The sequence below is a fragment of the Variovorax sp. J22G73 genome (assembly GCF_030317035.1).
Lineage (GTDB): Bacteria > Pseudomonadota > Gammaproteobacteria > Burkholderiales > Burkholderiaceae_C > Variovorax.
The window spans coordinates 355110-375984 of the sequence record NZ_JASZYK010000001.1 but is presented as its reverse complement, the minus strand read 5'-3'; the positions used below and the strand labels follow the sequence as shown (position 1 = coordinate 375984).

Annotated in this window: 21 protein-coding genes; 19 read left to right on the top strand and 2 right to left on the bottom strand. The window is 69.6% G+C overall.

The features are described 5' to 3' along the window. Positions 1 to 45 precede the first annotated feature (45 nt). Positions 46 to 849, top strand: coding sequence for an SDR family NAD(P)-dependent oxidoreductase (locus QTI51_RS01675; protein WP_116908456.1), 804 nt, complete (start codon positions 46 to 48; stop codon positions 847 to 849). A gap of 36 nt (positions 850 to 885) precedes the next feature. On the opposite strand, the gene QTI51_RS01670 is transcribed toward QTI51_RS01675, so the two are convergent. Together QTI51_RS01670 and QTI51_RS01665 are read right to left on the bottom strand one after the other, a co-directional pair. Then, the gene (locus QTI51_RS01670) at positions 886 to 1536 is read right to left on the bottom strand and encodes a TetR/AcrR family transcriptional regulator (protein WP_116908457.1); all 651 of its coding nucleotides are present in this window, start codon (positions 1534 to 1536) and stop codon (positions 886 to 888) included. Positions 1537 to 1625: 89 nt separating this feature from the next. Then, entirely contained in the window at positions 1626 to 2285 is a 660-nt protein-coding gene (locus QTI51_RS01665; protein WP_116908458.1) for a phenylacetic acid degradation protein PaaY, read from the bottom strand. Between the two features lie 183 nt (positions 2286 to 2468). On the opposite strand from QTI51_RS01665, the gene QTI51_RS01660 reads away from it, so the two are divergent. The 18 genes from QTI51_RS01660 (at position 2469) to QTI51_RS01575 (ending at position 20868) form a co-directional block, all read left to right on the top strand. Beyond that, complete coding sequence (locus QTI51_RS01660) at positions 2469 to 3272, top strand: enoyl-CoA hydratase-related protein (protein WP_116908575.1); 804 nt, start codon at positions 2469 to 2471, stop codon at positions 3270 to 3272. After that, positions 3272 to 3724, top strand: coding sequence for a hydroxyphenylacetyl-CoA thioesterase PaaI (gene paaI / locus QTI51_RS01655; RefSeq protein WP_116908459.1), 453 nt, complete (start codon positions 3272 to 3274; stop codon positions 3722 to 3724). The genes QTI51_RS01660 and paaI overlap by 1 nt, the downstream gene beginning before the upstream one ends. A gap of 12 nt (positions 3725 to 3736) precedes the next feature. Then, complete coding sequence (gene paaK, locus QTI51_RS01650; RefSeq protein WP_116908460.1) at positions 3737 to 5047, top strand: phenylacetate--CoA ligase PaaK; 1311 nt, start codon at positions 3737 to 3739, stop codon at positions 5045 to 5047. A gap of 36 nt (positions 5048 to 5083) precedes the next feature. Continuing rightward, the gene (paaA, locus tag QTI51_RS01645; protein ID WP_116908461.1) at positions 5084 to 6094 is read left to right on the top strand and encodes a 1,2-phenylacetyl-CoA epoxidase subunit PaaA; all 1011 of its coding nucleotides are present in this window, start codon (positions 5084 to 5086) and stop codon (positions 6092 to 6094) included. Beyond that, positions 6091 to 6387 carry a 1,2-phenylacetyl-CoA epoxidase subunit PaaB gene (gene paaB, locus QTI51_RS01640; protein ID WP_116908462.1) on the top strand — a complete coding sequence of 99 codons (297 nt, stop codon included), beginning with the start codon at positions 6091 to 6093 and terminating at the stop codon, positions 6385 to 6387. The genes paaA and paaB overlap by 4 nt, the downstream gene beginning before the upstream one ends. 21 nt (positions 6388 to 6408) lie before the next feature. After that, on the top strand, positions 6409 to 7188 hold the full coding sequence (gene paaC / locus QTI51_RS01635; RefSeq protein WP_116908463.1) for a 1,2-phenylacetyl-CoA epoxidase subunit PaaC: 780 nt from the start codon (positions 6409 to 6411) through the stop codon (positions 7186 to 7188). 11 nt (positions 7189 to 7199) lie between these two features. Continuing rightward, a complete protein-coding gene (gene paaD / locus QTI51_RS01630; RefSeq protein ID WP_116908576.1) occupies positions 7200 to 7718 on the top strand; it encodes a 1,2-phenylacetyl-CoA epoxidase subunit PaaD in 519 nt (172 codons plus the stop codon). Positions 7719 to 7735: 17 nt separating this feature from the next. Next, the gene (gene paaE / locus QTI51_RS01625; protein WP_116908464.1) at positions 7736 to 8830 is read left to right on the top strand and encodes a 1,2-phenylacetyl-CoA epoxidase subunit PaaE; all 1095 of its coding nucleotides are present in this window, start codon (positions 7736 to 7738) and stop codon (positions 8828 to 8830) included. Positions 8831 to 8877: 47 nt separating this feature from the next. Beyond that, entirely contained in the window at positions 8878 to 10023 is a 1146-nt protein-coding gene (locus tag QTI51_RS01620) for an ABC transporter substrate-binding protein (RefSeq protein ID WP_116908465.1), read from the top strand. Between the two features lie 200 nt (positions 10024 to 10223). Beyond that, positions 10224 to 11252: a branched-chain amino acid ABC transporter permease gene (locus QTI51_RS01615; RefSeq protein ID WP_116908466.1), complete on the top strand. Its 1029-nt coding sequence runs from the start codon at positions 10224 to 10226 to the stop codon at positions 11250 to 11252. Further along, the gene (locus QTI51_RS01610; RefSeq protein ID WP_116908467.1) at positions 11249 to 13150 is read left to right on the top strand and encodes a branched-chain amino acid ABC transporter ATP-binding protein/permease; all 1902 of its coding nucleotides are present in this window, start codon (positions 11249 to 11251) and stop codon (positions 13148 to 13150) included. The genes QTI51_RS01615 and QTI51_RS01610 overlap by 4 nt, the downstream gene beginning before the upstream one ends. Further along, complete coding sequence (locus QTI51_RS01605) at positions 13147 to 13878, top strand: ABC transporter ATP-binding protein (protein ID WP_116908468.1); 732 nt, start codon at positions 13147 to 13149, stop codon at positions 13876 to 13878. The genes QTI51_RS01610 and QTI51_RS01605 overlap by 4 nt, the downstream gene beginning before the upstream one ends. 157 nt (positions 13879 to 14035) lie before the next feature. Further along, entirely contained in the window at positions 14036 to 16096 is a 2061-nt protein-coding gene (gene paaZ / locus QTI51_RS01600) for a phenylacetic acid degradation bifunctional protein PaaZ (RefSeq protein WP_286513093.1), read from the top strand. A 40-nt stretch (positions 16097 to 16136) separates the two neighbouring features. Continuing rightward, positions 16137 to 16697 carry a methyltransferase family protein gene (locus QTI51_RS01595; RefSeq protein WP_116908471.1) on the top strand — a complete coding sequence of 187 codons (561 nt, stop codon included), beginning with the start codon at positions 16137 to 16139 and terminating at the stop codon, positions 16695 to 16697. A gap of 107 nt (positions 16698 to 16804) precedes the next feature. Next, positions 16805 to 17254 carry a hypothetical protein gene (locus QTI51_RS01590; RefSeq protein WP_116908472.1) on the top strand — a complete coding sequence of 150 codons (450 nt, stop codon included), beginning with the start codon at positions 16805 to 16807 and terminating at the stop codon, positions 17252 to 17254. Positions 17255 to 17504: 250 nt separating this feature from the next. Continuing rightward, complete coding sequence (locus QTI51_RS01585; protein ID WP_116908473.1) at positions 17505 to 18143, top strand: phosphatase PAP2 family protein; 639 nt, start codon at positions 17505 to 17507, stop codon at positions 18141 to 18143. Continuing rightward, positions 18140 to 19252, top strand: a complete 1113-nt coding sequence (locus QTI51_RS01580) for a glycosyltransferase family 2 protein (protein ID WP_116908474.1) — start codon at positions 18140 to 18142, stop codon at positions 19250 to 19252. The genes QTI51_RS01585 and QTI51_RS01580 overlap by 4 nt, the downstream gene beginning before the upstream one ends. Beyond that, positions 19249 to 20868 carry an ArnT family glycosyltransferase gene (locus QTI51_RS01575; protein ID WP_286513097.1) on the top strand — a complete coding sequence of 540 codons (1620 nt, stop codon included), beginning with the start codon at positions 19249 to 19251 and terminating at the stop codon, positions 20866 to 20868. Before QTI51_RS01580 ends, QTI51_RS01575 begins: the two co-directional genes overlap by 4 nt. Positions 20869 to 20875 lie beyond the last annotated feature (7 nt).

Genomic DNA, 20875 nt, shown 5'->3' with positions numbered 1-20875 from the left:
AACGACCCGAATGTCTTCCTGAACCCACCTCTGAATGGAATCGAAATGAGCGAACAAGCAACCCTCGGCACCGCCGTCGTCACCGGCGCCTCGGCCGGCCTGGGCAAGATCTACGCGGACCGCCTGGCCCGCCGCGGGTACGACCTGCTGCTGGTGGCCCGCCGCGGCGACCGGCTCGACGAAGTGGCCGCCTCGCTGCGCGCCGAACACGGCGTGAAGGTGCAGACGCTGGTGGCCGACCTGGGCGCCGCCGCCGACCTGGAACGCGTGGCGCAGGTGGTGGCCACCGACCCCGCCGTCACCCTGCTGGTGAACAACGCCGGCACCTCCACGCTGGCGCCCGTGGCGCAAACCTCGAACGCGCAGATGCAGCAGATGCTCGACGTGAACATCGTGGCGCTGGCCCGCCTGAGCCACGCCGTGCTGCCCGCCTTCAAGGCGCGCAACCGGGGCACGCTGGTGAACATCGGCTCGGTGCTGGGCTTTCACACGCTGCCCATCAGCAGCATCTACAGCGGCACCAAGGCCTTCGTGGTCGCGTTCACGCGTGGGCTGCAGGACGAAGTGGCCGGCACCGGCGTGAAGGTGCAGCTGGTGCTGCCTGCGGCCACCGCCACCGACATCTGGGAGCTCTCGGGCGTGCCGATGTCGAACCTGGCCGAAGGCACCATCATGGCCGCCGAACACTGCGTGGACGCGGCGCTGGCCGGGCTGGACCTGGGCGAGCAGATCACGCTGCCGTCGGTGAACGACGCCGCGCTGCTCGCCACCTTCGTGGATGCCGGCGCCAAGCTGTTCGGCGCGTCGCAGAACGGCAAGCCGGCGGCGCGCTATTCGGTGACGTCCTGAGTCACTGAGTCACTGAATCACTGAGTCGCTGGATCCCTAGGTCGCCTGCGCTTCCATCGCGGCCTTCACCGCCGCGATGGCCGCGTAGTCCGGCGACTTCACCGCGCCGATGCCGCCCAGGAACAGGTCGGCCACGATGGGCGCGATGGCCGCGTGGTCGAGCCGGCCGTTGGGCTTCATCCAGGTGAACATCCAGTTGATCATGCCGAACAGCAGCATGGTCAGCGGCTTGGCCAGGTCGTCGCTGGGCGCGCCGGGGCGCAGCGCCGACACCGCGCGCGCAAAGCCCGCGACCACCTCGCGCTCCTTGTCGAGCACGCGCTCGCGGTCGGCTTCTTCCAGAAAGCGCACGTCGTCGGTCAGCACGCGGTGCGCGTCCTGCGCGCCGGCGTATTCCTCCACGATGCGGTAGATGAAGCGGCGCAGGCGCTCCTCGTCGGTCTGCGTCGAGGCCTCTTCCTCGGCCACCAGCGCCGCCAGCTTGGACACGTGCGTCTCGGCGATGCTGATCAGCAGGCTGCTCTTGTCCTTGTAGTAGTGATACAGCGTGGCCTTCGAGAGCCCGCAGGCCTCGGCCACCTGGTTCATGGAAGTGGCCGGGTAGCCGCTGCGCGCGAACAGCTGCGCGGCCTGCGCCAGGATCAGTTCACGCTGGTCGTCGTAGGTGGCGGATCTTCCACGCGGCATCGGGTCGGTTTCCTGGGTTCGGTGGTTGGGTGGTCGGGTGGTTCGGTTGCCGAGGGCGGCGCGCGATCTTGCACGAAGCGCGGGCGGCTTCAGCCTTTCGCGCCCACGCCTTCGCTCACACCCACGCCTTCAGCTTCACCTTCAGCTTCGCCGCGCTTCGTCGCGATGAGCGAGCGCACGTCCGTGCGCGGCAGGCTCGGCCGGTCGGCCTCCACCTGCGCGAGCGGCGCCACCTCGCGCAGGCTCGCCAGGCTGCGCACGGTGAGCGCCTGGTAGGTCTGCGTGCCTTCGAGCTTCCAGGCGATCTCGTCGTCGGTCAGCGCGCGCTTCACCTTCGCCGGAATGCCCGCCACCAGCGAGCGCGCCGGCACCTTCATGCCCGCGGGCACGAAGGCGCAGGCCGCCACGATGGCCTTCTCGCCGATCTCGGCCTCGTCCATCACCACCGCGTTCATGCCCACCAGCGCGTCGCGCCGCACGATGCAGCTGTGCAGGATGGCGCCGTGCCCGATGTGGCCGTTGACCTCCACCACCGTGTCGTTCTCGGGAAAGCCGTGGATGCAGCAGTGGTCCTGCACGTTGGAGCCCTCCTCCAGCACGATGCGACCGAAGTCGCCGCGCAGGCTGGCGCAGGGGCCCACATAGCAGTGCGGGCCGACGATCACGTCGCCGATGAGCACGGCCGTGGGGTGCACGTAGGCGCTGGGGTGGACGACGGGAATCACGCCGTCGATGGCATAGCTGGGCATTCGGTCTCCTTTTGTTCGTGGGCGCGCGGGGTCGGCGGCTGGCGATTGGCCCACGGCCTAGGGTTTGCCCTAAACCGCTCCCGCTTGTGCCGGCATCGAGGTCGATCCTAAAATCAACCGAACGGTCGGTCAATAGTGTTTGCACGTTGGCCACGCCTCCCACGAAGGATGAAAGAGACACGCATGACTGAGCCTTTGGTACTCATCAGCAACGCCGGCGCGGTGCGCACGCTGAGCCTGAACCGCCCCGCGGCGCTCAACAGCTTCACCACCGGGCTGCATGCCGAGCTGCTGGCCGCGCTCGAGTCGGCCGCCGCCGACGACGACGTGCGCTGCGTGGTGCTCACCGGCGCCGGCCGCGCCTTCTGCGCGGGCCAGGACCTCGCCGACCCTTCGGTCGCGCCCGACCCCACGCCCGGTGCCGCCCCCAAGGACCTGGGCCACGTCATCTCCACCTACTACGCCCCGCTGGTCGCGCGCCTGCGCTCCATGCCGGTGCCCGTGGTCGCGGCCGTGAACGGCGTGGCCGCCGGCGCGGGCGCCAACCTGGCGCTGTGCTGCGACCTGGTGGTGGCGGGCCGCTCGGCCAGCTTCATCCAGGCCTTCACCAAGATCGGCCTGGTGCCCGACACCGGCGGCACCTGGCTGCTGCCGCGCCTGGTGGGCTCGGCGCGCGCGCTGGGCATCGCGTTGCTGGGCGACAAGCTGCCCGCCGAAGAAGCGGCGCGCATCGGCCTCATCTGGCAGTGCGTGGACGACGCGGCCCTGGCCGAAACGGCCGCCGCCCTCGCCACCAGGCTGGCCGGCATGCCCACCCGCGCCCTGGTCGCCACGCGCCAGGCGATGGCCGCCGCGCAGCACATGGACCTGGACACGGCGCTGGCCGAAGAAGCCCGCCTGCAGCGCGACATGGGCAGTGCCGCCGACTACCGCGAAGGCGTGGAAGCCTTCCGCGCCAAGCGCGCCCCCGTTTTCAAGGACCGTTGATGACCGACACGTCTCCCATCACCCGCACCCCGCAGCAGACCGCCGAGTACGTGCGCGACGGCATGTTCGCCAACGACAACGCCACCCAGGGCCTGGGCATGCGCATCGTCGAGGTCGGACCCGGCCAGGCCACGCTGGAAATGCGCGTGCGCCCCGACATGCTCAACGGCCACGCCACCTGCCACGGCGGCTTCATGGCCACGCTGGCCGACTCGACCTTCGCCTTTGCCTGCAACTCGTACAACGAGCTGACGGTGGCCTCGGGCTTTTCCATCGACTTCATCGCCCCGGCGCGCGAGGGCGACGTGCTCACCGCGCGCTGCCACGAGGTGTCCAAGGCCGGGCGCACCGGCGTGTACGACACCGAAATCACCAACCAGCGCGGCGAGCGCATCGCGATGTTCCGCGGCCGCTCGTACACGGCCAAGGGCCGTCCCGCTGTCGCAGCCTGAGGAGACAAAGCCATGACCGTGAAACGCCCCGCCCCCGGCGACCTCGACCCCATCGAAACCGCCAGCCGCGACGAGATCGCCGCGCTGCAGCTCACGCGCCTGCGCGCCACGCTGCAGAACGCCTACGACAACGTGCCCCACTACCGCCAGGCCTTCGATGCCAAGGGCGTGCAACCCGGCGACCTGAAGTCGCTGGCCGACCTGTCGAAGTTCCCGTTCACGGTGAAGAGCGACCTGCGCGACAACTACCCCTTCGGCATGTTCGCCGTGCCGCGCGAGAAGGTCGCGCGCATCCACGCCTCCTCGGGCACCACCGGCAAGCCGACCGTGGTCGGCTACACGCTGAAGGACATCGACACCTGGGCCGACCTGGTGGCGCGCTCCATCCGCGCGGCGGGCGGGCGGCCGGGCGACATGATCCATGTGTCTTACGGCTACGGCCTGTTCACCGGCGGCCTGGGCGCGCACTACGGCGCCGAGCGCGCGGGCTGCACCGTCATCCCGATGTCGGGCGGGCAGACCGAGAAGCAGGTGCAGCTCATCCAGGACTTCAAGCCGAACATCATCATGGTCACGCCCAGCTACATGCAGGTGATCATCGAGCAGTTCGAGCGCCAGGGCCTGGACGCCAAGGACAGCTCGCTGCAGGTCGGCATCTTCGGCGCCGAGCCCTGGACCGAGGCCATGCGCCGCGACATCGAGGCCAAGGCCGGGCTGGACGCGGTCGACATCTACGGCCTCTCCGAAGTGATGGGCCCGGGCGTGGCCAGCGAATGCGTGGAGAGCAAGGACGGCCCCGTCATCTGGGAAGACCACTTCTACCCCGAGATCATCGACCCCGAGACGGGCGAACTGAAGGCCGACGGCGAAGAGGGAGAGCTCGTCTTCACCTCGCTGAGCAAGGAGGCCATGCCCATCGTGCGCTACCGCACGCGCGACCTCACGCGGCTGTTGCCGCCCACCTCGCGCGCGTTCCGCCGCATGGGCAAGATCGTCGGGCGCAGCGACGACATGATGATCATCCGCGGCGTCAACGTGTTCCCCACGCAGGTCGAAGAGATCGTGCTCGCGCACCAGGCGCTCTCGGGCCTCTACCAGGTGCACGTGAGCCGCGCGGACAAGCTCGACCAGGTCGAGGTGCACTGCGAGCTCAATGCGGCCGACGCCGCCGCGGCCGACCGCGCCGCCATCGGCGAATGGGTGCAGCACCGCGTGAAGACGCTCATCGGCATCTCCACGCGCGTGGTGGTGCACGCGCCCAACGAGATGGAACGTACCCAGACCGGCAAGGCGCGCCGCGTGATCGATACGCGCCCGCGCTGAACGCGCCCCCCCAACACTCACCCAAAGGACACGCACATGTACACCCAGGCCATGGACACCATGGGCAAGGACGCAGGCGACGGCAAGCAGAAAGCCGTGCGTTCGGCCGAGGAAATGCAGCTCGAGCAGCGCTTCGACGCGCACATCGACGCGGGCGACTTCATCGAGGCGAAAGACTGGATGCCCGAGCACTACCGCAAGACGCTGGTGCGCCAGATCAGCCAGCACGCGCACTCCGAAATCGTGGGCATGCTGCCCGAGGGCAACTGGATCAGCCGCGCGCCCACGCTCAAGCGCAAGGCCATCCTGCTGGCCAAGGTGCAGGACGAGGGCGGCCACGGCCTCTACCTGTACGCCGCCGCCGAGACGCTGGGCACCTCGCGCGACCAGATGTTCGACGCGCTGCACACCGGCAAGGCCAAGTACAGCTCGATCTTCAACTACCCCACGCTCACCTGGGCCGACATGGGCACCATCGGCTGGCTGGTCGACGGCGCGGCCATCATGAACCAGGTGCCGATCTGCCGCTGCTCGTACGCGCCGTACGCGCGCGCCATGATCCGCATCTGCCGCGAGGAAAGCTTTCACCAGCGCCAGGGCTATGAAGCGCTGCTGACGATGATGAAGCAGGGCACCGAGGCGCAGAAGGCGATGGTGCAGGACGCGGTCAACCGCTGGTGGTGGCCCTCGATCATGATGTTCGGCCCGCCGGACGACCAGTCGCCCAACAGCGCGCAGTCGATGCGCTGGGGCATCAAGCGCTTCAGCAACGACGAGCTGCGCCAGAAGTTCATCGACGCCACCGTCGAGCAGGCAGCCATCCTCGGCGTGACGCTGCCCGACCCCGACCTGAAATGGAACGAGGAGCGCCAGGCGCACGACTTCGGCACCATCGACTGGAGCGAGTTCTGGCGCGTGATTGGCGGCGACGGCCCGTGCAACCGCGAGCGCCTGCAGGCCCGCGTCGATGCCTGGGACGACGGCGCCTGGGTGCGCGAAGCCGCCATGGCCCACGCCAACAAACAACCGATGAAGGAAGCAGCATGAGCACCGAAGCAAAACAAGAATGGCCCCTGTGGGAAGTGTTCGTGCGCAGCAAGGCCGGCCTGGACCACAAGCATTGCGGCAGCCTGCACGCGGCTGATTCGAAGATGGCCATCCAGATGGCGCGCGACGTGTACACGCGCCGCCAGGAAGGCAGCAGCATCTGGGTGGTGCGCTCCGAGCAGATCGTGGCCAGCGACCCGGGCGAGAAGGACATGTACTTCGACCCGGCCGAAGACAAGGTCTACCGCCACCCGACCTTCTACGCGCTGCCCAAGTCCGTGGACCACATGTGAGCGGCCGTTGACGGGAACATCATGCAAGCATCGATCGAACTGAACCGCACGCCCGCCGTGCAGTACCTGCTGCGCATCGGCGACACCTGCCTCGTGCTCGCGCAGCGCCTGGGTGAATGGTGCGGCCATGCGCCCGTGCTCGAGGAAGACATCGCCATGGCCAACATCGCGCTGGACCTCGTGGGCCAGGCGCGCGCGCTGCTCACGCACGCGGGCAAGCTCGAAGGCGCGGGCCGGGAACACGACGAAGACCAGCTCGCCTACCTGCGCAACGAGCGCGACTACTTCAACCTCACCATCGCCGAGCTGCCGCGCGGCGACTTCGCCTTCGCCGTGGTGCGCAACACCATGGTGTCCACCCTGCTCAAGCTGCTGTGGCAGCGCCTGGCCACGTCGAGCGACGCCGAGGTGGCCGCCATTGCCGGCAAGGCCGTGAAGGAGGCGCGCTACCACCAGCAGCACTCCGCCGACTGGGTGGTGCGACTGGGCGACGGCACCGAAGAGTCGCGCCGCCGCACCGAAAAGGCACTGAAGCAGCTGTGGCTCTACATGCCCGAGCTGTTCGAGAGCGACGCGGTGGAAACCGAAGCCAGCGCCAGCGGCCTGGGCCCGGCCTGGAGCGAACTGCGCGCGCCGTGGCTCGCCGAAATGCAGCAGGTGCTCGACGCCGCCGGCCTCGCCGCGCCCAAGGAAGCCGCGTTCCGCAGCACCGGCAAGCAAGGTGTGCACAGCGAGCACATGGGCTTCATATTGGCCGAGATGCAGCACCTGCAGCGCAGCTTCCCCGGAGGCGTGTGGTGAACGACCACACCATGACCGCGTCGCGCGTCGATGCCGCATGGGCGGTGCTGCACACGGTGCTCGACCCCGAGGTGCCGGCCGTGTCGGTGTGCGACCTGGGCATCGTGCGCGAGGTGATCGAGCACGACGACGGCCTCGAGGTCGTGCTCACGCCCACCTACTCGGGCTGCCCCGCGACCGAGGCCATCGAGCACGACGTGCTGGCCGCCATCGAGCAGGCCGGCCTGGGCCGCGCGCGCGCCACGCTGCGCCGCGCGCCCGCCTGGTCGAGCGACTGGATCAGCGAGGCGGGCCGCGCCAAGCTCAAGGCCTACGGCATCGCGCCGCCGGCCCACCTGACGCCCGAGGCCGCCGCCGGCACGCCCATGCCGATCAAGCTGTTCGGGCGCATCGCCGGCGAGCGCATCGCCTGCCCGCGCTGCGCCAGCGAGCGCACCGAGCGGCTGTCGGCCTTCGGCTCCACGGCCTGCAAGGCGCTGTACCGCTGCATGGCCTGCCGCGAGCCTTTCGAACACTTCAAGCCGATCTGAGTTTCACGATGTCCACGATGAGCACCCTTTTCCATCCCCTGCGCGTGAAGGCCGTAGAGCCCGACACGGCCGAGGCCGTCATCGTCTCCTTCGACGTGCCCGGCGAGCTGCAGCAGGTCTTCGGCTTCACGCAGGGCCAGTACCTCACGCTGCGCAAGGACATCGACGGGCAGGACCTGCGCCGCTCGTATTCCATCTGCGCAGGCATCGACGACGGCGAGCTGCGCGTGGGCGTGCGCAAGGTGCGCGGCGGCGTGTTCTCCAACTGGATCAACGCGCACCTGCAACCCGGCGACGAGGTACAGGTGATGGCGCCGCAGGGCCGCTTCTTCGTGCCCATCGAGGCGCAGGCCGCGCGCCACCATGTCGGTATTGCCGGCGGCAGCGGCATCACGCCCATCCTGTCGATCATGAAGACCGTGCTGGCGCGCGAGCCGCAAAGCCGCTTCACGCTGATCTACGGCAACCGCCAGCTGCAGTCCACGATGTTCAAGGAAGAAATCGAGGACCTGAAGAACCGCTACATGACGCGCCTGGTGCTGCAGCACGTGTTCTCCGACGAGCACACCGACTCGCCGCTGGGCTTCGGCGTGATGAACCGCGAGAAGATCGGCGAGTTCCTGCGCAGCGTGGTGCCCGCCGCGCAGATCGACCACGTGTACGTGTGCGGCCCGTTCCAGATGAACGACGAGGCCGAGGCCGCGCTGCTTGCCGCGGGCGTGCCCGAGGAGCGCATTCACATCGAGCGCTTCGGCGTGGCGCTGCCTTCGGCAACCTCGGCGGCCCAGGTCGGCGCCGTGGTGCACGAAGCCTTGCCCGGCGACGCCAAGCAGGCGCGCATCACCATCGTGCGCGACGGCCTGCAGCGCGAAATCACTTTCACCGAAGGCCAGCCCAGCATCCTCGACGCGGCCTCGGCGGCCGGGCTCGAGGTGCCTTTCTCGTGCACCTCGGGCGTGTGCGGCACCTGCCGCGCCAAGTGCGTTGACGGGGAAGTCCGCATGGAAAGAAACTTCGCGCTCGACAAGAATGAGGTGGCCGCGGGTTTCGTACTGACCTGCCAGGCACATCCGATCACTGAACGCGTCACGCTGTCGTTCGACGAGCGCTGAGATACTTCAGGCCTCAACCTTCATTTCAACCCGGAGACAAACCAACCATGAAATTCTTCAAGCCCCTGCTGATTGCCGCCCTGTGCGCCACGGCCCTGTCGGCCTGGGCCGACGTCAACGTCGGCGTGACCATCTCGGCCACCGGCCCGGCAGCTTCGCTGGGCATCCCCGAGAAGAACACCATCTCGCTGATGCCCAAGACGATCGGCGGGCAGAAGATCAACTACATCGTGCTCGACGACGCGTCGGACACCACCGCGGCCGTGAACAACACGCGCAAGCTCATCGCGGAAAACAAGGTCGACGTGATCCTGGGCTCGACCACCACGCCGGCCTCGCTCGCCATGATCGACGTGGCCAGCGAAGCGCAGACGCCCATGATCTCGGTGGCCGCGTCGGCCCGCATCATCGAGCCGATGGACGCCAAGAAGAAGTGGGTGTTCAAGACGCCGCAGAACGACATCATGATGTCGCTGGCCATCGCCGAGCACATGGCCGGCAACGGCGTGAAGACCGTGGCCTTCATCGGCTTCTCCGACGCCTACGGCGAAGGCTGGTCGCAGGAATTCGCCAAGGCCGCCGAGCTGAAGAAGATCAAGATCGTGGCCAACGAGCGCTATGCGCGCACCGACACCTCGGTGACGGGCCAGGCACTGAAGATCATGTCCGCCAAGCCCGACGCGGTGCTGGTCGCCGGCTCGGGCACGCCCGCCGCGCTGCCGCAGAAGACGCTGAAGGAACGCGGCTTCACCGGCAAGATGTACCAGACCCACGGCGTGGCCAACGCCGACTTCCTGCGCGTGGGCGGCAAGGACGTGGAAGGCACCTTCCTGCCCGCCGGCCCCGTGCTGGTGGCCGACCAGCTGCCCGCCGCCAACCCGGTGAAGAAGTCCGCGCTCGCCTACGTGGCGGCCTATGAAGCGGCCTACGGCAAGGGCTCGACCTCGACCTTCGGCGGCCACGCCTGGGACGCCGGCCTGCTGATGACGGCGGCCGTGCCGGTCGCGCTGAAGAAGGCCCAGCCGGGCACGCCCGAGTTCCGCGCCGCGCTGCGCGACGCGCTCGAGCAGACCAAGGACGTGGCCGGCGCGCACGGCGTGTTCAACATGACCGCGGCCGACCACCTGGGCCTGGACCAGCGCGCCCGCGTGATGGTGAAGATCGAGAACGGCGCCTGGAAATACCAGCCCTGAGTTCCCGTCCTCTCTCCCTCCCCCGCTGGGGGAGGGCCGGGGTGGGGGCCGACGGCACTCGACGCCGCGCAGCCCTGAAGGCCGCGCGTGCCCCCATTCCAACCTTCCCCCAGAAGGGGAAGGAGCCAGGCAGCAACACCGGTTGATTGCGCCTGCAGCTCCCACTGACTCGCTACAAGGGCCGAGCCCGAAGGTTTTATATGGATTCGCAGATTGCCCTGTTGCTGGGGCAGGACGGCATCGTGAACGGCGCGGTCTACGGACTGATGGCGCTGGCACTGGTGCTGGTGTTTTCGGTCACGCGCGTGATCTTCATCCCGCAGGGCGAGTTCGTCGCCTTCGGCGCACTGTCCATGGCCATGCTGCAGACCGGCCGCGTGCCGGCCACGCTGTGGCTGCTGCTGGCGCTGGCCGCGGCGGTGCTGGTGGTGGAGTTCTGGCGCTGGAAGCGCGGCGCGGTGGTCGACTGGGCCTCCGCGCTCGCATGGTGCGTGGTGCTGCCGGCGGCGGCCGCCGCGCTGGTGCTGCTGCTCAAGCCCACGTCCATGACGGGGCAGACGCTGACCACGCTCGTTCTCATCATGCCGCTGGGCCCGCTGCTCTATCGCCTGGCCTACCGGCCGCTGGCGGATGCCAACGTGCTGATGCTGCTCATCGTCTCGGTCGCGCTGCACGGCGTGCTGGTCGGCCTGGGCCTGCTGTTCTTCGGTGCCGAAGGTTCGCGCACCGCGGCGTTTTCGGACGCGCGCTTCGACATCGGCGGCATCCCGGTCAGCGGGCAGTCGCTGGTGGTGGTGGGCGTCACGCTGCTGCTGGTGATTGCCATGTTCCTGTTCTTCGGGCGCTCCATGGTCGGCAAGGCGCTGCGCGCCACCGCCATCAACCGCGTGGGCGCGCGGCTCTCGGGCATTCCGACGGAACTGTCGGGCGACCTGAGCTTTGCGCTGGCGGCGCTCATCGGCGCCATCTCGGGCCTGCTGATCGCGCCCATCACCACGGTGTATTACGACACCGGCTTTCTCATCGGCCTGAAGGGCTTCGTGGCGGCCATCGTCGGCGGCCTCGCCAGCTACCCGCTGGCATTGGCCGGCGCGCTGCTGGTCGGCCAGCTCGAGGCCTTCGCCTCTTTCTGGGCCAGCCCCTTCAAGGAGGTGCTGGTCTTCACCCTGATCATTCCCGTGCTGTGGTGGCGTTCGCTCAACAGCCATCATGTGGAGGACGAGGAATGAGCGCGTCTTCGAACCCCGTTGCCGTGAACACCCCGCCCGAAGGCAAGCCGCTGGTCACGCCGCGCCAGCTCACGCTGGCGTGCGTGGTGCTGCTGGCATTGGCCTGGGGCTTCCTGCCCGAGTTCACCGTGTCGGTGCTCGCCAACATCGGCCTGTACGCGCTGGTGGCCGCGGGCCTGGTCATGCTGACCGGCGTGGGCGGCATGACCTCCTTCGGCCAGGCCGCCTTCGTCGGCATGGGCGCGTATGCCACCGCGTGGATCTGCACCTCGCCCGTGGCCGCGGGCTGGCTCGGCGCGGCGGCGAGCCCCGCGCTGCTGCCATGGGCCGGCCTGCTGCTGGGCCTGGTCTTCACCTTCGCGCTGGCCTGGATGCTGGGCGCGGTCACGCTCAAGCTGCAGGGCCACTACCTGCCGCTGTGCACCATCGCCTGGGGCCTGAGCCTGTACTACCTGCTGGGCAACATGGACTTCCTGGGCGGGCAGACCGGCATCACCGGCGTGCCGCCGCTGGTCATCGCGGGCGTGTCGCTGGCCACGCCGCGCATGCTGGGCGTGGTGATCTGGGCGGTGCTGCTGCTGGCGCTGTGGGCGCTGCACAACCTGCTCGACTCGCGCGAAGGCCGCGCCATCCGCGCGCTCAAGGGCGGGCGGCTCATGGCCGAGTCGATGGGCGTCGACACGGCACGCCACCGCATCAAGCTCTTCGTGCTGGCCGCGCTGCTGGCGGCGGTGTCGGGCTGGCTCTACGCGCACATGCAGCGCTTCGTGAACCCGACGCCCTTCAACCTGAACATCGGCATCGAGCTGCTGTTCATGGCAGTGGTCGGCGGCGCGGGCCACCTGTGGGGCGCGGTGCTGGGCGCCACGCTGATCACGCTGCTGAAAGAGAAGCTGCAAGACCTGCTGCCCGCGCTGCTGGGCACCAGCGGCAACTTCGAGGTGATCGTGTTCGGCCTGCTGATGCTGTTCGTGCTGCAGCGCTTCTCCGACGGCCTGTGGCCCACGGTGGCGCGGCTGGCGAGACGCTGGGTGCGCGCCGTGCCCAAGCCGGCGGGCGCCGGGCCCGTGGTGTCCACGCAGGCACAGCTGGCGCAGCGCACGCTGCCCGCCACCGGCACGCTGCTGCTGCAGGCCGACACCGTGAGCAAGCGCTTCGGCGGCCTGGTGGCGAACAATGAAATCTCCATGACGCTGAAGGCCGGGGAGATCCACGCGCTCATCGGCCCGAACGGCGCCGGCAAGAGCACCTTCTTCAACATGATCTCCGGCGTGGACGACCCGAGCTCGGGCGAAGTGCGCCTGGTGGGCGAGGCCATGTCGGGCAAGCCCTCGCGTGCCTTCGCCGCGCGCGGCCTGGGCCGCACCTTCCAGCACGTGCGCCTGCTGGGGCAGCGCAGCGTGCTCGAGAACGTGGCGCTGGGCGCCCACCTGCGCGCCAGGCGCGGCTGGCTCGCGGCCGCCCTGCGGCTCGACCGCCCGGAAGAAGCCGCGCTGATGGCCGAGGCCCGCAAGCAGATCGAACGCTGCGGCCTCGGCGCGCATGCCGACACGCCCGCCGCGTCGCTCTCGCTGGGGCAGCAACGCGTGGTCGAGATCGCCCGCGCGCTGGCCGGCCAGCCTTCGGTGCTGCTGCTGGACGAACCCGCCGCCGGCCTGCGCCATCTTGAAAAACGCGCCCTCTCGGTGCTGCTGAGCCAGCTGCGCGCCGAAGGCCTGGGCATCCTGGTGGTGGAGCACGACATGGAGTTCGTGATGAACCTGGCCGACCGCATCACGGTGCTCGAGTTCGGCACCGTCATCGCCACCGGCACGCCGGCCGAAGTGCAGGCCAACCCGCGCGTGCTCGAGGCCTACCTGGGCGGCGCCGACGACGAACTGCTGGAAGACGCACGATGAGCCACCCCCTGCTTCAACTCGACGCGTTCTGCGTCGCCTACCGCACCGTCGAAGCGGTGCACAGCGTGCGCCTGCAGGTGAACGAAGGCGAGATCGTCACCGTCATCGGCCCCAACGGCGCGGGCAAGACCACGCTGCTGTGCGCGGCCATGGGCCTGCTGCCTTCCACCGGCCAGCTTTCGCTGAACGGCGAGCGCATCGCGCGGCCCGGCGTGGAGACCATGGTGGCGCGTGGCGTGGCCCTGGTGCCCGAGCGGCGCGAGCTGTTCGGCGAGATGTCGGTCGAAGACAACCTGCTGCTCGGCGGCTTCTACCAATGGCGCAAGGGCAAGCGCGACCAGCGCGCGCGCATGGACGAGATCTTCGAGATCTTTCCGCGCCTGAAGGAGCGCCGCCCGCAGATGGCCTCCACGCTCTCGGGCGGCGAGCGCCAGATGCTGGCCATCGGCCGCGCGCTGATGGCGCGCCCGCGCCTGCTGATGCTCGACGAACCCTCGCTGGGCCTGGCGCCGCTGGTGGTGCGCGAAGTGCTGCGCGTGGTGTCGCAACTGCGCACGCACGGCGTGTCGGTGCTGCTGGTGGAGCAGAACGCGCGCGCCGCGCTGCAGGTGGCCGACCGCGCCTACGTGCTCGAAATGGGCGCCGTGGCGCTCGAAGGCAAGGCACGCGACCTGCTGCACGACCAGCGGATCATCGATACGTACCTGGGCATCGGCAAGAAAGAGTGACCCGGTTTTTCTCCCTCCCCTTCCGGGGGAGGGTTGGGGTGGGGGCACGCGGCGCCCGACAACGCACCGCGCCGAACCAGTGCCGCTTGCCCCCATCCCCGCCTTCCCCCAGAGGGGGAAGGAGCAAGGCAACACACCGTCAAAGGACACACGCACCATGACCACCACCCTCCAAAGCTACATCGCCGGCCGCTGGATCGGCCAGCAGGCGGCCCAGCAGCTGCGCAGCGCCGTCAACGGCCAGCCCGTGGCCAGCACGCATGCCGAGGCCATCGACTTCGCCGAGGCGCTGCAGTACGCGCGCCGCACCGGCATCCCCGCGCTCATGGCACTCGACTTCCAGCAGCGCGCCGAGCGCCTGAAGGCGCTGGCCAAGTACCTGGCCGCGAACAAGGAAACGCTCTACGCCATCTCGGCTCACACCGGCGCCACGCGCGCCGACAGCTGGATCGACATCGAAGGCGGCGCGGGCACGCTGAGCGCCTACGCCGGCATCGGCACCAACGAGCTGCCCTCGGGCAACCTGGTGCACGAAGGCCCGGCCTTTCCGCTCGGCAAGAAGGGCGGCTTCGCGGGCACGCACATCCTGGTGCCGCGCGGCGGCGTGGCGGTGCACATCGACGCGTTCAACTTTCCGGTGTGGGGCCTGCTCGAGAAGTTCGCGCCCAGCTTCCTCGCGGGCATGCCCTGCATCGGCAAGCCGGCCACGGCCACCAGCTACCTCACCGAGGCGCTGGTGCGGCTCATCGTGCAATCGAACATCCTGCCCGCGGGCAGCCTGCAGCTGGTCATCGGCAGCACGGGCGACCTGCTCGACCGGCTCGAAGGGCCCGACGTGGTCACCTTCACCGGCTCAGCCGACACCGCCGCCCGGCTGCGCGTGAACCCGAACCTGGTGCGCCAGTCGATTCCGTTCAACGCCGAGGCCGACTCGCTGAACTGCGCCATCCTGGCGCCCGACGTCACGCCCGACGACGAGGAGTTCGACCTCTTCGTGAAGGAAGTGGCGCGCGAGATGACCATCAAGGCCGGCCAGAAGTGCACCGCCATTCGCCGCGCGATCGTGCCGCGCCAGCACCTGGACGCGGTGGCCGAGCGGCTGCGCGCGCGGCTGGCCAAGATCGTCACCGGCGACCCGTCGCGCGAAGACGTGCGCATGGGCGCCCTGGCCTCGCGCGACCAGCAGGCCGACGTGGCCGAGCGTGTCGCCACGCTGCTGCAGGGAGCCGAGCTGGTGTACGGCGAGCGCGACGGCTTCTCGCCCGTGGGCGACGGCGTGGCCGAAGGCGCGTTCTTCGCGCCCACGCTGCTGCTGAGCCGCAAGCCGCTCGAACATGACGCGGCGCACGACGTGGAGGCCTTCGGCCCTGTCAGCACCTTGATGCCCTACGACGGTATCGACGAAGCGCTGGCGCTCGCCGCCCGCGGCCGCGGCAGCCTCGTGGGCACGCTGGTCACGCGCGACCCCGCCATCGCGGCCAAGGCCATTCCGGTGGCCGCCGCATGGCACGGCCGCCTGCTGGTGCTCGACCGCGAGGCCGCCGCCGAATCGACCGGCCACGGCTCGCCGCTGCCGCAGCTGAAGCACGGCGGCCCCGGCCGCGCGGGCGGCGGCGAAGAGCTGGGCGGCCTGCGCGCGGTGAAGCACTACCTGCAGCGCGCCGCGGTGCAAGGCTCGCCCACCATGCTGGCCGCCGTGACCGGCGAGCACGTGCGCGGCGCGGCCGTGCGCGAGAGCGAGGTGCACCCCTTCCGCCGCTACTTCGAAGACCTGCGCGTGGGCGATTCGCTGCTCACGCACCGCCGCACCGTGGGCGAGGCCGACATCGTCGCCTTCGGCGGGCTGTCGGGCGACTACTTCTACATGCACTTCGACGAGATCGCCGCGAAAGCGTCGCCCTTCGGCAAGCGCATCGCGCACGGCTACTTCGTGCTGTCGGCGGCGGCGGGGCTGTTCGTGTCGCCGGCGCCCGGCCCGGTGCTGGCCAACTACGGGCTGGACACGCTGCGCTTCACCAAGCCGGTGGGCATCGGCGACACCATTCGCGCGCGGCTGACCTGCAAGCGCAAGATCGACCGCAACAAGAAGGACGCCAGCGGCCAGGGCCAGGGCGTGGTGGCCTGGGACGTGGAAGTGACCAACCAGGACGGCGAGCTGGTCGCCAGCTACGACATCCTGACGCTGGTGTCGAAGAAACCCGACGCGCCGAGCGCCTGATGGGCCGCAGGGCTGGCAAGGCCGTGTAAATTCGGCCGCCATGCTCTTCTGGTTCCAGCTCTTCCTGTTCGTCGCCGGCACGGCCGCGCTGCTGTATGTGTCGCGCGGCCCGCTGAGCCAGCCCGGCTCGCATGGCTTCTACCGCTTCTTCGCGTGGGAGTGCATGCTGGTGCTGATCGTGCTGAACCTGCCGACGTGGCACGACGACCCGTTCTCGCCGAAGCAGATCGTCTCGTCGGTGTTCTTCGTGCTGTCGATCTGGCTGCCCATCCATGCGGTGCGCCTGCTCAAGGCCGTGGGCAAGCCCACCGAGGCGCGCGACGACGACCCTGCGCTCTACGGCTTCGAGAAGACCTCGTCGATCGTGAAGACCGGCGCCTTCCGCTACATTCGCCACCCCATGTACACGGCGCTGCTGCTGCTGGCGTGGGGCGCCTTCCTGAAGCAGTTCACCTGGCTCACGCTGGCGCTGGTGCTGGCGGCCACGGTGCTGCTCTTCTTGACGGCGCTGCGCGACGAGCAGGAGTGCATCGCGCACTTCGGCGACGACTACCGCGCGTACATGCGCGGCACGCGGCGCTTCATTCCTTTCGTGCTCTAGCAAGCGCGGCGCGTGCCGCACGCGTAGCACGGGCCTTGCGCACAACCTTGCGGGATGCTGACCCGGCCGATCAGGTTGCGTTCAGTCGATGCTCCTAGCATCCGCGCATGCTCCTCGCACGCGTTCGACGGTTCGCCGCCAGCCACCACACCCTGTGGTGCGTGCTGGGCATGCTGCTGATTCTTCTGCAGCCCTTCATCGCGGTGCACTTTCGCTGCGACGGCCTGGAAGACGAGCCCATGCTGCGCGTGCGCAGCCTGAGCGACACCGTGCAGTTCGAGGCCGACGACCGCGCCGACCATCCGGCCGACCACGAAACCACCGTCTTCGCGCAGGCACCCGCGAGCATCGACCACCCCGACGCCTTCGACTTCGCCCTCGGCGGGCTGCTGGCCATGGTGCTGGCGATGCTGCCGCTGGTGCTGGCGGTGGCGCGGCTTGCGGTGCCCATCGTGCGCGAGGCGCCCGAGCGGGTGCCGTTCCTCGGCGGCGCACCGCCCCCCTCGGCGCCCTGGCGGCGCCTGCCGCCCACCGCGGCCCCACCTTCGGCCGCCTGAGAAGCGATTTCGACGCCGCCGTGCGTCGACAGCGCCTGCGCCTTCCGCGCCAACCCGCGCCTTGCCGCCCCGCCTGCACCGTATCGCGCAGGCTGTGTGACGGCGGCATGACGGCTGGGTGATCGCGCGCAGCGAGGCCCCTCCTCTCTTCGACTGAAGGTTCGACCATGTCCCGCTTTGTCTGGTGCGCGCGCCGCGCCGGGTGCCGTCGCGCGCCCGTTTTCTTCACTTGCCTGCCGGGGGTCACCCCATGAACATGCTGAACGTCGCCCTCTTCCAATGGCTTACCGCCGGCAGCTATCCCACGCCGTGGGTGCTGTCCGTGGCGTCGGACTTCGCGCTGTGGGGCAGCTGGCTGAGCGCGGGCGTCGTCACGCTGGCGCTGTGGCGCCAGCCGGACGACCGTGCCTGGCTGTTCGTGGTGGCGGCGGCCGCGGGCCTCACGTCGCTGCTGGCGCACAGCATCGCCATGTCGCTCGACGTGCCGCGCCCCTTCGTGCTGGGCCTGGCGCCCGCCTACATCGCGCACGCGGGCCGCGGCTCGCTGCCGAGCACGCATGCGTCGGTCATGTTCATGGTGGCGCTGGCCTTCGCGCTGCGGCCCAGCCTGCGCTGGCTGTGCGCGCCGCTGCTGGTGCTGGCGGCGGTGACGGGCTGGGCGCGCGTGTACGTGGGCGTGCATTTTCCGCTCGACATCGTCGCCGGTCTGCTGCTCGGCGGGCTGGTGGCGGGCGCGCTGCGCAGCGCGCAATGGCTCGCGCACCGCTTCCTTTCTTTTCCGACGTCGCAAGCCGGCCGCTCGCGCGACATGGAGAACGCGGCCACGGCAGTCACGACACGCACGTCGACACCCACTTCCACACCCATTCCTCCGCGGAGGCAACCATGATCTCTTCGAAGACCACCCTGCACGCACGCGCCGGCCTGGGCGCCGATGCGCTGGCCGATCACAAGACCGCGACCACGTCCACGGCTACAGCGTCGCCGGCATCACCTGTGAACGCACCGCGCACCGACCTGCCCGACACACCCGCGGCGAACGCGCGCAGCATCTCCTGCGTGGTGCCCTGCTTCAACGAAGGCGCCAACCTTCGCCACCTGCTGCCCCGGCTCGAGGACATCCTCTGGGCCACGCAGCTGCGCTGGGAAATCATCGTGGTGGACGACGGCAGCACCGACGACACCGCCGCCGTCGCGCAGGCCTGGTGCGAGCTGCCGGGCTTTCGCTGCATCTCGCTGTCGCGCAATTTCGGCAAGGAGGCCGCGCTCACCGCGGGCCTGGCCGCGGCCACCGGAGACGCCGTGGTGCTGCTCGACGGCGACCTCCAGCACTCGCCCGACCTCATCCACAAGATGATCGCGCAGTGGCTGGCCGGCGCCGAGGTGGTGTACGCCGTGCGCGAGCAGCGCAACGACGAAAGCCGCTTCAAGCAGTGGGGAAGCAAGCTCTTCTACCGCCTGCTCGACACCTCCGACCGCTTCGTGGTGCCCAAGGACGCGGGCGACTTCAGGCTGATGGACCGCAAGGTGGTGGACGCGCTCATGAGCCTGCCCGAGCGCAGCCGCTTCATGAAGGGGCTGTACGCGTGGGTGGGGTTTCGCGCGGTGGCCATGCCTTACACGCCCGCGCCGCGCGCCGAAGGCGTCAGCAGCTTCAACGCGCGGCGGCTGGTGCGCCTGGCCATCGACGGGCTCACCGCCTTCACCACCTGGCCGCTGCGCATGGTGAGCGTGGTCGGGCTGCTGTTCGCGCTGCCGGCCTTTGCCTACGGCATCTTCGTGACGGTCGACCACCTGCTGTTCGGCAACGAGGTCTCGGGCTGGACCACCATCGTGGTGAGCCTGATGTTCTTCATCGGCGTGCAGATGATTTCCACCGGCATCGTGGGCGAGTACATCGCGCGCATCTACGAAGAGGTGAAGGGCCGGCCGCTGTACGTGGTGCGCCGCCAGGAAGGCAAGGGCCTGGCCGCGGGGGCGGAGACCGGCCAGCCATGAGGCGCCAGGCCACCGCCTGGTGGACCGCTCCGCAGCCCGTCTGGCTCATTGCGGGTCTTTTCGCCTGGCTGCTGGCCACGGCCTGGGTGCGCCCGCTGATGGCGCCCGACGAAGGCCGCTACGCGAGCGTCGCGCTGGCCATGCTGCACTCCGGCGACTGGCTGGTGCCGCGGCTCGACGGGCTGCCCTTCTTCCACAAGCCGCCGCTGTTCTACTGGATCGGCGCGGCCGCGATGGCGCTGACCGGCCCGGTCGAATGGGCCGCGCGCCTGCCTTCGGTGCTGGGCGCGGGCGCGGCGGCGTCGGCGCTCTTCCTGTTCCTGCGCCGCTGGTCGACCGTGCGCGTGGCGCTGCTGTCCACCGTGGTGCTGGTGACCACGCCCTTCTTCTTCCTGGGGGCGCAGTTCGCCAACCTCGACATGCTGGTGGCCGGCTGCATCGCCTGCACCGTGCTGCTGGCGGCCGGCGCCTTCATGGCCAGGGAGCGCGACGAGCCGTGGCGCGGCCTGCTGGCCGGCGCCTACCTGTTCGCCGCGGCCGGGCTGCTGGCCAAGGGGCTCATCGGGCTGGTGCTGCCGGCGATGGTGATCGCGCTGTGGTGCGCGGCAACACGCAGGCTCGCGGCGCTGAAGCTCGCGCTGTGGCTGCCCGGCTGGGCCGTGCTGCTGGCGGTGGCCGGCCCATGGTTCGTCGAGATGCAGTTGAAGTACCCGGAGTTCTTCGACTACTTCGTCGTCACGCAGCACTTTCGCCGCTTCGCGTCGTCGGGCTTCAACAACGAGCACGGCTTCTGGTTCTACCTGCCGGTGCTGGCCGGGCTCACGCTGCCGTGGTTCGCATGGGTGCTGGTGCCGCGCGGTGCGGACGAGCGAGCGAGCGCGAAGCGCTCCGACGTCGACGTGCTCATGTGGATCTGGTTCGCGGTGATCGTGGTGTTCTTCTCGCTGCCGCGCTCCAAGCTGGTGGGCTATGTGCTGCCGGCGCTGCCGCCGCTGGCCTGCCTGATCGCGCAGCGCGTGCTCGCGGGGCGCGCGCCGCAACGGCTGCTGCCCAAGGTGCGCGCCACCACGCTGGCCTCTGCCGCGCTGTGCGTGGGTTGCGTGGTGGCGGTAACGCTGTACGCGGTGCCGCCGGACACGCGGCTGCGCTTGCCCGCCGGCCAGCAGGTGGCGCCGGGCGAACAGGTGCTGATGCTCGACAGCTACAGCTACGAGATTCCCTTCTACTGGAACCTGCGCGAGCCGGTGCTGGTGTCAGACGACTGGCAGGCGGTGGCGCACGACCCGCGCGACAACTGGCGCAAGGAGCTGTACGACGCCGGCCGCTTCGAGCCCGCGCGCGCCGCCGCCACGCTGGTGCAGCGCGAGCGGCTCGCGTCCACGCTGTGCGTGCCGCGTGCCACCTGGATCGTCGCGCCGGCCAGCGCGCCACCGGCCGACCCCTGGCTCGGCCGCGCGCAGCTTGCGGCGGTGAACCAGGGCCTGGCCGCATGGCGCTTCGCGGGCAGCACGACCGCCGACGCGCACTGCCTGGACGGCGCACCGGCCGCCTCTTCCACACCAGCAACACCAGCAACACCAGCACCACCAGTCCACGGGACCGGCGGCAACGACTGACCTGACC